Raw genomic sequence first — 13,226 nt, forward strand, 5'->3', positions numbered from 1 at the left:
GCATCTCTTTCCTCGCTACGCCGTCTCCGCAGCCTGTCCGGCTTCCCGTAAAAGGGGCGAGAACCGCTGTTCGGTCAGATAGTGACCGATCCCGACGACGAGCACGAGGGGCCATTCGACGACTCCCAACGCGCCCAGCGCGCCCAGCACGCCGTAGAAGACCAGTCGATCCGGTGGCGGCACGGTCAACGTGCCGATCAGCGGCAGGCTGATGTGCGGTCTCTCTGTCCCGTCCACCGTCCCGCCCGCCTGGTCACCCGCTCTGCCATCCAGTGCGGCGACGGTTCCCTTGACCATGACAGCCTCCGTGAATCACGACGTACTGTCGCAAATCCCCGGCCCACGAGGCCTGTAACGCCGTTTGGTGAGAACTTTGCCCCGTCCCGGATCCTCAGCTCCGGGCCAGGCGCCGGATGTGGAAGGCCGGGCCGTCGGCGGGCAGTGTGACGGTGCGGCGGGAACTTTGCCCGTCCGGTCGGCCCGCGACGCGTCAAGCGGGCTTCACGCGATCGGCGAGAAGCGAGAGTATTGGCGGCGTGAACCGCACCGCTGTACGTCTGGGAGTGCTCCTGCTGGCCGCCGCGGCGGTCGTGGCGGTGCTGATCGCACTGCTGCCACCGTCCTCGCCCGGCACGCGTGACGGGGCCTCGCAAGCCCCCGCCGTCGCGGTGAAGAAGCTAGGCGGCCGTGACCACGAGCTCACCGTGACCTCCGCCGCGCTCGGCCGCGAGGGCATGGTCCGGGTCCTGCTGCCCGAGGGGTGGACGCCGGACTCGGGTCCGTGGCCTGTGCTGTACCTGCTGCACGGCTGCTGCCAGTCCGACTACGACACCTGGGTCACCAAGGGGGAGGCCGCAAGCCTCACCTCGGGCTACCGGGCGATCGTGGTCATCCCCGAGGGCGGCTCCGTCGGCTTCTACTCCGACTGGCGCGACGGCCCCGGTTGGGAGACCTTCCACCTCACCGAGGTACGACGGATCCTGGAGCGCGACTACGGCGCCGGGGACCGGCGGGCGGTGGCGGGGCTGTCCATGGGCGGATTCGGGGCGATGTCGTACGCGGCCCGCCATCCCGGCACGTTCCAGGCGGCCGCCTCCTTCTCCGGAGTGCTGCACACCCGCGACGGCAACGGCGGCGTCGACTGGCTGCTCAACCGGAACGGCGAGGACTCCGCGAAGCTCTGGGGCCCTCCGCGGGACCCCGAGTGGGCCGCCCACAATCCGGCCGATCTCACCGGCGCGCTGCACGGGGTACGGCTCTTCGTCTCCAGCGGAGACGGCTCCCCCGGCCCGCTGGACGACACCTCCGAGGTACCGGACGAGGGCGAGACCGCCCTGCTCGGCCAGGCCGTGACCTTCGTCGAGCGGGCCAGGGCCAACGGCGCCGACGTGACCGCCGACTTCTACGGGCCCGGCACCCACAGCTGGCCCTACTGGCGCCGCGGCCTCGAACGCGCGCTTCCCATGCTCATGGGTTCCATCGGCGCCGCCCCCTGACGATCCGCTCCGTTCGGGGAGGACACGAGCGCTGGTAGGGGGTCGAGGAACATCCGACCGAAAAAGGGCGACGACCTGTTCGAGGCCGTCCAGCACCTGTGCCGGACGGCGGACCGGCTGAAAATCCGCCTGCTGTTTCGCGCGTCCCCCTCTACACGAAGCAGCCCGTTATCTGCGACAACGCCCGTACCACCAGTTTCCGCGTGGATGCTCCTCAGCCCCCTGGTACGCCCCGGAGCGGGGCGTACCCGCGCGGGGCCCGGGGGCGCGGAAAGTTAAGACGGACGACTCTGGGCGTTCAGCTCAGGCACCCCTGGCCGGTCACCCTCGTGACTAGGTTCCTATGACACCCCGGCTCAGGGGCGTTCGCCGTATGTCATGAGGAGTCACCTTGCGAGTCCTGGCCGTTGTCCCCGCCCGCGGAGGTTCGGTGGGCGTTCCCCTTAAGAACCTGGCCCCGGTGGGCGGCACCCCCCTGGTCGCCCGTGCGGTACGGGCCTGCGTGCGGGCCGAACTGGTCGACGAGGTCGTGGTCAGCACCGACCACGCCGGGATCGCCGAGGTGGCCCGCGCCGCGGGCGCGACCGTGATCGACCGGCCGGAAGAGCTGAGCGGCGGGACCGCCTCCAGCGAGTCCGCGGTGCTGCACGCGCTCGACCACACCCCTGACGTCCCCGACGTGGTCATCCTGGTGCAGTGCACCAGCGCGTTCATCGACCCCGCCGATCTGGACGGCGCGGTCGCCAAGGTCCTGGACGGCAGCGCCGACGTGGTGTTCTCCGGGCTGGAGACGCACGAGTTCCTGTGGAGCTCAAGCGGTGCGGGCGTCAACCACGACCCCTCCTACCGCCCGCGCCGCCAGGACCGCGAGCCGCAGTTCCGCGAGACCGGCGCCTTCTACGTGATGCGCACCAAGGGTCTGCGCGAGCACGGTCACCGCTTCTTCGGTTCCGTCGCCGTGCAGCAGGTGCCCCCGCACCACGCCGTCGAGGTGGACACCCCCGAGGACCTGGAGATCGTACGGGCGCTGGCACCGTTCGTGGACCAGCCCGAGCCGATCGACGTGGACGCGGTGATCACCGACTTCGACGGCGTGCACACGGACGACCGCGCCTACGTCGACCAGGACGGCCGTGAGATGGTCGCGGTCAGTCGCTCCGACGGCATGGGCATCTCGCTACTGCGCCGCTCCGGCGTCAAATTGATGATCATGTCCACCGAGCACAACCCGGTGGTCGCGGCCCGCGCCCGTAAGCTCGGCGTGCCCGTCCTGCAAGGTCTGACCGACAAGCAGACCGTGCTGCGTGACTGGCTGGCCATCGAGGGAATCGACCCGGCCCGCGTCGCCTACGTCGGCAACGACGTCAACGACCTGGGCCCGATGAGCGACGTCGGCTGGCCCGTCAGCGTCCCCGACGCCCACCCGAAGGTCCGCGCCGCCGCCAGGACCGTGCTGACCAGGCCCGGCGGGGCCGGGGCCGTACGGGAGCTGTGCGACCGGGTCCTCGCGGCCCGCCCGGCGGACGAGGTGGCCACCGGAAGGACCGCGCCCCGCGCCGAGCTGAGGCTCGCCCCGGCCACCAGGCCCGTCCAGATCGGCGACGCGCTGGTCGGGGCCGGACAGCCGGTCTACGTGATCGGTGAGATCGGCATCAACCACAACGGCGACCCGGACATCGCGCGCCGGCTCATCGACGTGGCGGCCGAGGCGGGCTGTCAGGCCGTCAAGTTCCAGAAGCGCACGCCGGAGATCTGCGTACCGCTGGAGCAGCGCGACCAGATCCGGCAGACGCCGTGGGGCGAGATGACCTACATGGAGTACAAGCTCAGGACCGAGTTCGGCCTGGCCGAGTACACCCAGATCGCCGAGCACTGCCGGAATCGGGGCCTGCACTGGTTCGCCTCGCCGTGGGACGTGCCGTCCGTGGAGTTCCTGGAGTCCATGGACGTGGTCACCCACAAGGTCGCCTCGGCGAGCGTGACCGACCTGGAGCTGCTCCGCGCGCTCGCCGCGACCGGCAAGCCGATCATCCTGTCCACCGGCATGTCCACGCTGGAGGAGATCGACCGGGCGGTTGAGCTTCTCGGCACCTCCAAGCTGGTGCTGATGCACGCCACCTCCACCTACCCCCTCCCCGCCGAGGAGGCCAACCTCCGCACGATCGCCACACTCCAGGAGCGGTACGGCGTGCCGGTCGGCTACTCGGGCCACGAGCGCGGCCTGCAGATCTCGCTCGCCGCGGTGACCCTGGGCGCGGTGACCGTGGAGCGGCACATCACGCTCGACCGCACCATGTGGGGCTCCGACCAGGCCGCCTCGCTGGAGCCCGCCGGGCTTGAGCACCTGGTCCGCGACATCCGCATCATCGAGACCGCCCTGGGCGACGGCGTCAAGCGGGTCTTTCCGGGTGAGGAGGCCCCCAAGTCCCGCCTCCGCCGGGTCACGGTATGAATTGCGACGCTAACGCGTCGCGGTTCGGCCGCTCTTATCCGGCTCGCGCCGATGGCGACGCTGGCGCGTCGCGGTGAGGCCGCTGGGACCCGGCTCGTGCCGATGGCGACGCTGGCGCGTCGCGGTGAGGCCGCTGGGACCCGACTCCTTCCCTCGTCGAGCGGGGTCGCTCGTTCCTCACGACCCCGCTCTCCTCAGTCCAGTCGCCGGCGCGGCCTCACGGGTCGTCCCGTCGAGGGGAGGGTGAGGGGGGCTTGGTTCGGGGGGCTTGGTTGGGTCGTCCGAGTTGGGACGGGAGGCAAAGTTGATCAAGTTGTCGGTGGTCGTTCCGGTGCGGGACGCGGAGGAGTACATCGGGGACGCGTTGACATCGCTGGTCAGGAACGCGCGGCGGGACTTCGAGTTCATCGTGGTGGACGACGGGTCCGTGGACGCTACCGGACAGATCATCGAGGACTTCCGCGAAGCTCTGCCCGGTCTGGTGGTGGTGCGCAACGACGCGCCGGTCGGACTGGCCGACGCGCGTAACCTCGGGATCTCCCTCGTCTCCGGCCGCTACCTGACGTTCATGGACGGCGACGACTGGCTCGCCCCCGGATATCTCGGGGACCTGGTCGGAGCGATCGAGCGGCTCGGCTGCGACTTCGTCCGGGTCGACCACGTGCAGGCGGAGGGCCGGAGGCGGACGATCCACCGGGCGCCGCTCGCCACCCGCGAGGTGGTGCTGAAGCCGCGCGACCACATCCTGCCCGATCACGCCAGGACGATGGTGGACTACCCGTATGCCTGGGCGGGGATCTACCGCCGGGACCTCGGCGACCTGCTGACCTTCCCGGGGCACCTGCACACCGCCGAGGACAGGCCGTGGATCTGGCGGCTGCACCGCGACGCGGGTTCGTTCGCGGTGGTGTCGCTGGCCGGGCTGTTCTACCGGCGGATGGTGACAGGCTCGCTGACGCGGATCGGCGACGCCAGGCAGTTGCACTTCTTCGACGCCTTCGACCTGGTCTTCGCGGACCTGGAGGAGGAGTTCATGCCCAAGGCGGTGCGCACCTTCCGCGCGCTGCTGGCCCACCATCTGGAGCTGAGTGAGCGGTTCTCCCCCGAGCTCCGTACCCGCTTCGAGGAGCGCGGCGCCGCGGCCCTGAGGCGGCTCCCCGCCGACCTGCTCGCCGGGACCACCCTGGACGCCGAACGCGATCAGATCCTGCTCGGCCTCCTGGAGCACCGATGACGCAGCTGTTCTACGCCTCGACCCTGTTCGGCGCGATGACGCTGGCGGCGGCGATCGACGACGGCCGTTTCGGTCCCCGCCGGGGGCGCCGGATCCTGCTGGTCTCCAACAACGCGGCCATCCCGGAGATCACCCCGGCTCTGCACGAGAGCCCGGGTTTCGCCACGCTGCGCCCACGCTTCGACGAGATCCACTCGTGGAACGAGATCGTGGCCCCGCTGCATCCCTCGGACTGGAAGGCGCGCGTCGTCGAGGTGCCGATGCTGGGCCGCCTGCTCTGCTCGCACCTGTCCCTGGATGACGGGCCCGCCGAGCTGGTCCTGGAGTCCATCGCGGTCCCCCCTGCCAGAACGCTGGCGGGACTGGTCAGAGACTGCCCGATCTCGGTCTACTCCGACGGCCTGATGAGCTACGGCCCGACCCGCGACCCGCTGCCGCAGGAGATCTCCGGGCGGATCACCCGACTGCTCCACCTCGACCTGGTGCCGGGTCTTCGGCCGCTGCTGCTGTCGGAGTACGGGGTGCCCGCCGAGCCCCTCCCCGACCGGGCCTTTCTCGACGTGGCCGGCCGCCGAACCGGCGACCCGCCCCCGGGCCGGGCGATGATCCTCGGCCAGTACCTGTCCGCCCTCGGCATCGTGACCCCCGAGGAGGAGGCGGAACTCCACGCCGACATGCTGCGCGGCCTCGTCGCCCGGGGGTTTTCGCGCGTGCTGTTCAAGCCGCACCCGGCCGCCGGGCGGCGGCACGCCCGGCGGCTGCGCGAGACGGCCGCCGAGCTGGACGTCGAACTGGACGTGGTGGCGGAGACCGTCCCGGCCGAGTCGTGCTTCGCCGCCCTCGGACCCGAGCTCGTGGTCGGCTGCTTCTCCACCGCTCTGATCACCGCCGGGCGGTATTTCGGGCTCCCGGTGGCGACGGTGGGCGGCGAGCTGATCCTGGAGAGGCTCACCCCGTACGAGAACGGCAACCGGATCCCGGCGACCATCACCGACGCCCTGCTGCCCCGCCTGTCGACGGACGGCTCGCTGTGGGAGCCCCCGCCGGTGGACATCTCCGCCCTGGTGGGCGCGGTCGGCTACTGCATGCGGAGCGAGGCGTATCCGGGGCTGCGCGAGCAGACCGTGGCCTATCTCCAGGCCTGCGGCCCCGCCCGCTACTTCAAGCACCGGCGACTCGCCGCCCTGGACCTGATCGCCGCACCGACCACCACTCCGGTCGCCGCCCCCCGGGGGCGGAGCCCCCTTGGCAGGCTCCGCAGCCGCCTGTCGAGAACGTCCCCCTGAGCCGGAGGCGCCGCGCCGGGGCACCTCTGGACTACCGGCGCGGCGCCTCCGGCTCCCCGACGCCCGACTCGCCGTCGAACTCACCGTTGAGCTCGTCGTCGGTCATGGCCTCGATCTCCAGGTAGATCTCGGCGACCTGAGCGGTGCGGTCGTCACGGACCTGGGCGGCCAGCCGCGCCACCGTCGGGTGCCGCAGGACGTCGTGAACCGAGACCGCGTCGGTGTCCAGCACGTCCCGTAGTCTGCCGACGATCACAGTGGCCAGCACCGAGTCGCCACCGAGCAGGAAGTAGTCGTCGTCTCTGCCCACCTTTTCCAGCCCGAGCGCCCGAGCCCAGATGAGGGCGATCACCTGTTCCAGCGCGGTGACCGGCTCTGCCTGCCCGGGTGCCTGCGCCTGGGCGGTGACCAGAGCGGTCAGCGCACGGCGGTCGACCTTGCCGTTGCCGGTCAGCGGCAGCGCGTCGACGACGACCACCCGGTCCGGGATCATGTGCGCGGGCAGCCGTTCGGCCGCGTGCGCGGTGATCTCCTCCTCGGTGAGGCCGCCGGCCGCGGCCACGACGGCGTGCAGCCGCGGTGCACCGGTCCCGAGGACCAGGGCGGTGGCCTGGCGCACGGCGGGGTGGGCGCCCAGGGCCGCCTCGACCTCGCCGAGCTCGATCCGGAAGCCACGGATCTTCACCTGGTGGTCGGCACGGCCGAGGAACTCGATCGTGCCGTCCTGCCAGTACCTGGCCCGGTCACCGGTGCGATACCAGCGCACACCGTCCAGGGGGACGAACCGGTCGGCGGTGCGCTCGGGGTCGCCGCGGTAGCCGTCCGCCACGCCCGCGCCGCCGATCCACAGCTCGCCGGGCACCCAGTCGGGGCAGTCCCGGCCTTGGGCGTCGACCACCCGGCAGCGCACGTTACGCAGCGGCGTGCCGTACGGGACGCCGGTCCAGCCTGCGGGGACGCGGCCTGCGGTGACCTCCTGGAAAGTGGAGTGGATCGCGGTCTCGGTGGTGCCGCCCAGACCGGCGAAGCGGCAGCCGGGTACCTGGGCGACGAGCCGGGCCGGCAGGTCGACGCCGACCCGGTCGCCGCCGAGCAGGACCGCGCGCAGGGTCGGGCCGAGCGGGTCGCGTTCGGCGGCCGTCAGCAGCATGTCGAGCAGGCTCGGCACACAGTTGAGCACGCTCACCTGATGCGTGCGTACCTCCCGCGCCCAGGACGCGGCGTCACGGCGCGCCTCCTCCTCGACGGTGACCACGGCGCCGCCGGTCGACAGCGGCGCGAAGACGTCGAAGACCGACAGGTCGAAGTCGAGCGCCGACAGCGCGAGCGTCCGGTCGGCCGGGCCGAGGGCGAACCTGTCGGCGAGATCGGCGACGGTGTTGGCCGCGGCGAGGTGGGAGACCTCCACGCCCTTCGGCTCGCCGGTCGATCCCGAGGTGAACAGCACGTAGGCGATCGCCTCGGGTGCGGTCGCGACCGGCTCGGCCAGCGGCTCCGGCCAGCTCACCGCGTCCTGGTAGGGCAGGTTCTGGCCGAGCACCACGCCGACCCCGGCCCGGGTGGTGATCCGTTCGGCTCTGGCCTGCGGCTGCTCGACGCCGATCGGTACGTAGTGGCCTCCGGCGGCGAGCACGCCGAGGACGGCCACCACCTGCTCGGGGCCCTTGGGCAGGCGGATCGCGACCGGGTCGCCGTCGCGTACGCCGTGCGCGCGGAGCGCTCCGGCCACCCGCAAGGCCTGTTCCGCCAGCTCGCCGTAGGCGACCGGCCCTCCGGGTCCGAGCAGGGCGGGCGCCTGCGGGGTGCGGGCGGCCTGGTCGAAGAAGAGCCGGTGCAGCGGGAGGGCGGGCAGCGGGCCGTCGGTGTCGTTGGCCTCGGCCCGGACCTTCAGGGCGGCGGCGGGCAGCAGTGGCCCGACGGGCTCGTCCCAGGCTTCGGGGTCGCCGATCCTGGCCAGCAGCGTGCGGAAGGCCGCGAACATGTCCTCGGGCAGGCTGTCGGGAAACGCCCCGGCGCGTATGTCCCAGTTGGCGAGCAGCCCGCCGTGGAACTCGGTGATCTGCGCGTCGAGCAGTACCTGCGGCCCTTGGGAGACGATCCACACCGCCTCGCCCAGGCAGGATTCGACCTCGGGGCCGAACAACTCGCCCAGGTCCAGGGCGCTGGTGAACACCACGGGGGCCAGCACCGGCGCGCCCTGCTCGCGGGCCAGGTCGCGCAGGACGTCCAGCCCCGGATAGGAGGAGTGCGCCGCGGCCTCGTGCATGCGTTCCTGGACCTGGGCGGCTCGCTGCGCGAAGGTGCGCCGCTCGGTCAGGTCCACCTCCAGCATGATCGAGCTGGTGAAGTCACCGACCAGGTTGTCCACATCCGGGTGCAGCGGACGGCGGTCGAACAGCGGCACGTTGAGCAGGAATCGCGGCTCACCGCTCCAGGCCCCGACGACCTCGGCGAACACGGTCGCCACGGCGACCGCGGGGGTGAGGCCGCGGGCGCGCGCCAAGGTGGTGAGCCGGTCGCGTTCGGCCGGAGAGAGCCAGTGGTGCAGCCGGGTGACCCGGTCGGGCTCCGCGGAGTCGGCGCGCAGGGGCAGGGCCGGCGCGCCGGGCAGGTTCGGCACCCGCTCGCGCCACCAGGTGACATCGCGCTCGGCCGGGCGCTGGGCGCCGCGGGCCGCCTGGTAGCCGGCGAAGGTGCAGCCGATCTCGGGAAGCCGCGCGGCGGGGTCCCGGTACAGGGCGACCAGGTCGGACAGCAGCACCCGGTAGCTGCGGGCGTCGGCGGCGAGCATGTCGACGTCCACGTGCACCCGGGTGCCGCCGCCGGGCAGCAGGGTGACCCTGATGTCGAACATGCGGCCGGCGGCCACGTCGAGGAGCTGATGGGAGAGCCGGTCGCGCAGCTCCGCCAGGCGGCGTTCGGCTTCCTGCGGGGTGGCCTCGCGCAGGTCAAGAACCTCCGGCTCCTCCCCTCGGCTCCATTCTTCGATCACCTGCCGGCCGTCGTCGGTGATGCGGGCGCGCAGCATCGGGTGCCGGTCGGCCAGCGCGGCGACCGCGGCGCCGAGCCTGACCGGGTCGACGCCGTGGCCGTCGAACTCGGTGTAGAGGTGGGCGGCGACCGCGCCGAGGTCAGCTGATCCACCCCGGCCGACCCAGTAGGCGTGCTGCATCGAGGCCAGCGGGAACGGGCCGCTCGCGTCCACGAGCACCGAGGCCGGTTCAAGTTCGGGTTCGGGGTCGGGTGAGGGAGCGATCAGGCGCGACCATTCGGCCAAGGTGGGGGTGCGGGCCAGGTCGCCGAAGCCGATGGTCAAGCCGGCTCGCCGGCAGCGGTTGGCGATCTGCATGAATCGGATCGAGTCCAGTCCGAAGGCGATCAGATCGTCGTGGTCGCCTGGCGGGGTGGTACCTGGACCGAGCAACTCGGTGGCCATCTGCCGGAGATCGTCGATCGTCAGCATGGAGTGAGGGTGTCCTTTACTTGCTTGATGGTGCGGACGGGTCGGGGGACGGCTGTGCGCTGGGAGGAGGCCGAAGCGGCGGCGAGCGCGGCCGGGGTCTTGTGCGTGAAGCGGCCCGGTTCAGCTTGCCGTTGGGCAGCAGCGGCAGGGCCGACAGCGCCATCACGACGGAGGGGACCATGTGCTCGGGTGGCAAGGAACTTCCGCCGGCCCATCGGGGTGAGGGTGAACGGACGCTGGGACATCCGGGGCCTCCGGTCGAACATAGGGTAGATTTTTATTTGGGTAGGCTAACCTAAAGAAAGTTTGGTTAGCCTGACCTAAGTTAATCTTGCAGGCCCGTGTCGCACAATCGTGCGGCGCGAATCCCCGATGGAAACCCTGACTCCGCTGGAGCTTCGATGCCCTCAGCCGCTCCCCCCTCGCTACCCTCCGGCCTCACCCCCTGGCCGCCCGACCTGGCCGCCCGCTACCGCGAACAGGGCATCTGGGACGGCCGCACACTCGGAACCCTGCTCACCGAATGGACCCGCGCCTACGGCGAGAACACCGCGCTGGTGGCCGGCGAGGACCGTCTCACCTACCACGACCTCGACCGGCGCGCCGACCGGATGGCCGCCGGACTGGCAGGCCTGGGCATCCGTCCCGGCGACCGAGTCCTGGTCCAGTTGCCCAACATCGGCGCGTTCGTGGTCCTGTTCTTCGCCCTGGCACGCCTGGGAGCGGTGCCGGTCCTCACCCTGCCCGCCCACCGGATCACCGAGATCGGCCACCTGGCCCGGCTGTCGGGTGCCGTCGCCTACGTCATCCCCGACCAGGCCGGCGGATTCGACTACCGCGATCTGGCCACCGCCGTCCTGGCCGAGGCCCCGGACCTACGCCACGTCCTGGTGGCCGGCGAGCCCGGCCCGTTCACCCCGCTGCACCAGGTCGACGCCGACCCGGTGCCGCACGCCGACCCCGACCCCTCCGACCTGGCCCTGCTACTGGTGTCCGGCGGGACCACCGGCGCGCCCAAGCTCATCCCGCGCACCCACCAGGACTACGGCTTCAACGCCCGGGCCAGCGCCGAAATCTGCGGCCTGAACGCCGATGCGGCCTACCTGGCCTGCCTGCCGGTGGCGCACAACTTCGCACTGGCCTGCCCCGGCGTCCTGGGCACGCTCGGTGCCGGCGGGAAGGTGGTCCTGTCCCCCTCGCCTGCCCCCTCCGACGCCTTCGCCCTGATCGAAGCCGAGCAGATCACCATCACCGCCCTGGTCCCACCACTGGTACCACTGTGGCTGGAGGCCGCCGAGTGGGACCCCGCGGACCTGACCTCCCTCAAACTCTTGCAGGCCGGCGGATCCAAGCTGTCCGCCGAGACCGCCCGCCTCATCCCGGCCGGCCTGGGCTGCGCCGTCCAGCAGGTGTTCGGCATGGCAGAAGGCCTGCTCAACTACACCCGCGCCGACGACGACATCGACCTGGTGGAGCACACCCAGGGACGTCCCCTCAGTGCCGAGGACGAGTTGCGCGTCGTGGACGCCGACGGCCACGACATCGCACCGGGTGAGGTCGGCGAACTGCTGGTCCGCGGGCCGTACACGCTGCGCGGCTACTACCGGGCCGCCGAGCACAACGCCACCGCCTTCACCCCCGACGGCTACTACTGCTCCGGCGACCTGGTCCGCGTCCTGCCCAGCGGACACCTCGTCGTCGAAGGCCGGATCAAGGACACCATCGACAGAGGTGGCGAGAGCGTCTCGGCCGAGGAGGTGGAGGCCCACCTGCTCACCCACCCCGCGATCCGCCGCGGCGTCGCCATCGGCCTGCCCGGCACCGGCTACGGCGAGCAGCTGTGCGCGGTCGTGGTGCCCTGGTCCCGACCGCCGACCCTGCCGGAGCTGCGCCTGCACCTGATGGGCCGCGGACTGGCCGCCTTCAAGGTGCCCGACCGGATCGAAACCGTCCAGGACCTCCCGGTCACCGCGGTCGGTAAGATCGACAAACAGGCTCTGATCCGCCGCTTCGCCGGCCGGAGTGCGTGAACATCTCCCCTCGGCCGCCGGTGATCCGACCTACCCGCTTCGAGAAACGGATCACTAGCCCAGTGCCCTGAGGTAGCGGCGCATTCGGCGCTTGGCGCGGTAGCCGGCGCGCAGCACGTTCGGCGGGACCTCCACACGCATCCGGGCGCGACGGCGGGCGGCGGCGTACTCGGGGCCGTCGAGCAGGGACCTGGCGGGGACCAGACGCTCCGAGCGGGCCTGCCCGACCAGGGAGACCATCCGTGAGACCCAGTCGCTCTCGTCGCCGGGATGGAAGTAGTTGTCCCTGCACCAGGCCTCGTCCGGGGCCAGGAAGCGCCCCGCGGAAAGGTCGTCGAGGGTGCCGAGCAGGCCGCTGCCCTCGAAGACCAGGTTGATCATCTCGGCGCCCACCCCGAAGTCCGACAGCACCAGCAGGGGCACCTTCTGGGCGATCGCCTCCAGCGCGGCGGTCGAGCTGACGGTGACGAACCCGGCCGCGTGGGCCAGGTGTTCGTGCATGGACCCCACCGCGAAGCGCACGGCCTCGGCGCGCACCCTGCCCTCCCCCACGAGCGACTGCCACAGGCGCTGGTAGTGGTGGCGCTCGTTGTGGGTCTGCCGCTCGGTGTCCAGGGCGCGGAGCTTGACGACGACGTCCAGATCCGGTCGCCGCCCGGACAGCTCGGCCAGGGCGAGCAGGATGCGCTCGCGCTCCTCCTTCCGCCTGGGCACCTTGGCCTGGGTGGCGAACACCACCCGGTCCCGCGGCCCGATGCGGGCGACCTCCTCCTGGCCGCGCAGAAACGGCAGCCGGGCCAGCCCCACCTGGCCGCCCCCGCCCAGTTCACGACCCATCGCCGAGAACTCCTCGACCTCCCGCCCGCTGTGCAGCACGAACAGCTCGCATCCGCTGCGAAACAGCCAGGCCTTCTCGGTGGCGGGGACGGAGATGCCCGGAAGGCCCGAGACGAACACGGGCCGTGGCCGCAACCCGGCCAGCACCTCACTGACCAGCACGTCCACCACGGGCCCGGTGCAGGCGGCGAGCACCACGTCAGGCCTGAACCGCTCCGCCGCCCGGCGCAGCGCGCGGGCCGAGAGCACGGGCGGATCCTCCGACGAGCCCGCGACCGCGGCGCGGATCTGCGCCGGGGACGGGGTGATGGGGGTGCGGATGACCGCCAACTCCCGCACACATCCCGAGGGCAGGTCCCGCAGCAGGCAGGCCGCCCACTTCAGGTAGGAGTCGGAATCGGCCACGGCCAGGACCTTCAACGAGAACC

General features: G+C 71.7%; 8 protein-coding genes. 5 read left to right on the top strand and 3 right to left on the bottom strand.

The genetic code is table 11. From position 1 onward, the window contains the following. Positions 1–15: 15 nt before the first annotated feature. Positions 16–297, bottom strand: a complete 282-nt coding sequence (locus OG884_RS00425; protein ID WP_326640975.1) for a hypothetical protein — start codon at positions 295–297, stop codon at positions 16–18. Between the two features lie 239 nt (positions 298–536). Here OG884_RS00425 and OG884_RS00430 point away from each other — a divergent pair, with 239 nt between their 5' ends. From OG884_RS00430 to OG884_RS00445, 4 genes are all read left to right on the top strand, one after another. Beyond that, positions 537–1,496, top strand: a complete 960-nt coding sequence (locus tag OG884_RS00430) for an alpha/beta hydrolase (protein ID WP_326640976.1) — start codon at positions 537–539, stop codon at positions 1,494–1,496. 391 nt (positions 1,497–1,887) lie between these two features. After that, a complete protein-coding gene (locus OG884_RS00435; protein ID WP_326640979.1) occupies positions 1,888–3,948 on the top strand; it encodes an N-acetylneuraminate synthase family protein in 2,061 nt (686 codons plus the stop codon). Between the two features lie 304 nt (positions 3,949–4,252). After that, positions 4,253–5,182, top strand: coding sequence for a glycosyltransferase family 2 protein (locus OG884_RS00440; RefSeq protein ID WP_326640981.1), 930 nt, complete (start codon positions 4,253–4,255; stop codon positions 5,180–5,182). Then, on the top strand, positions 5,179–6,468 hold the full coding sequence (locus OG884_RS00445; RefSeq protein WP_326640983.1) for a polysialyltransferase family glycosyltransferase: 1,290 nt from the start codon (positions 5,179–5,181) through the stop codon (positions 6,466–6,468). The genes OG884_RS00440 and OG884_RS00445 overlap by 4 nt, the downstream gene beginning before the upstream one ends. Before the next feature lie 31 nt (positions 6,469–6,499). On the opposite strand, the gene OG884_RS00450 is transcribed toward OG884_RS00445, so the two are convergent. Next, positions 6,500–9,931, bottom strand: a complete 3,432-nt coding sequence (locus OG884_RS00450; protein WP_326640985.1) for an amino acid adenylation domain-containing protein — start codon at positions 9,929–9,931, stop codon at positions 6,500–6,502. Positions 9,932–10,332: 401 nt separating this feature from the next. Here OG884_RS00450 and OG884_RS00455 point away from each other — a divergent pair, with 401 nt between their 5' ends. Beyond that, complete coding sequence (locus OG884_RS00455; protein WP_326640986.1) at positions 10,333–11,961, top strand: (2,3-dihydroxybenzoyl)adenylate synthase; 1,629 nt, start codon at positions 10,333–10,335, stop codon at positions 11,959–11,961. A 54-nt stretch (positions 11,962–12,015) separates the two neighbouring features. Here OG884_RS00455 and OG884_RS00460 read toward each other — a convergent pair whose 3' ends face one another. Further along, the gene (locus OG884_RS00460) at positions 12,016–13,218 is read right to left on the bottom strand and encodes a DUF6716 putative glycosyltransferase (protein ID WP_326640988.1); all 1,203 of its coding nucleotides are present in this window, start codon (positions 13,216–13,218) and stop codon (positions 12,016–12,018) included. Positions 13,219–13,226 lie beyond the last annotated feature (8 nt).

Origin of the sequence: Streptosporangium sp. NBC_01755, from assembly GCF_035917995.1 — a bacterium.
Taxonomy (GTDB): domain Bacteria; phylum Actinomycetota; class Actinomycetes; order Streptosporangiales; family Streptosporangiaceae; genus Streptosporangium.

What these genes read in the sequence shown, in the direction of transcription:
- OG884_RS00425 (WP_326640975.1), bottom strand. Translation starts at nt 297, where the DNA reads ATGGTCAAGGGAACCGTCGCCGCACTGGATGGCAGAGCGGGTGACCAG.
- OG884_RS00445 (WP_326640983.1), top strand. Translation starts at nt 5,179, where the DNA reads ATGACGCAGCTGTTCTACGCCTCGACCCTGTTCGGCGCGATGACGCTG.
- OG884_RS00450 (WP_326640985.1), bottom strand. Translation starts at nt 9,931, where the DNA reads ATGCTGACGATCGACGATCTCCGGCAGATGGCCACCGAGTTGCTCGGT.
- OG884_RS00455 (WP_326640986.1), top strand. Translation starts at nt 10,333, where the DNA reads ATGCCCTCAGCCGCTCCCCCCTCGCTACCCTCCGGCCTCACCCCCTGG.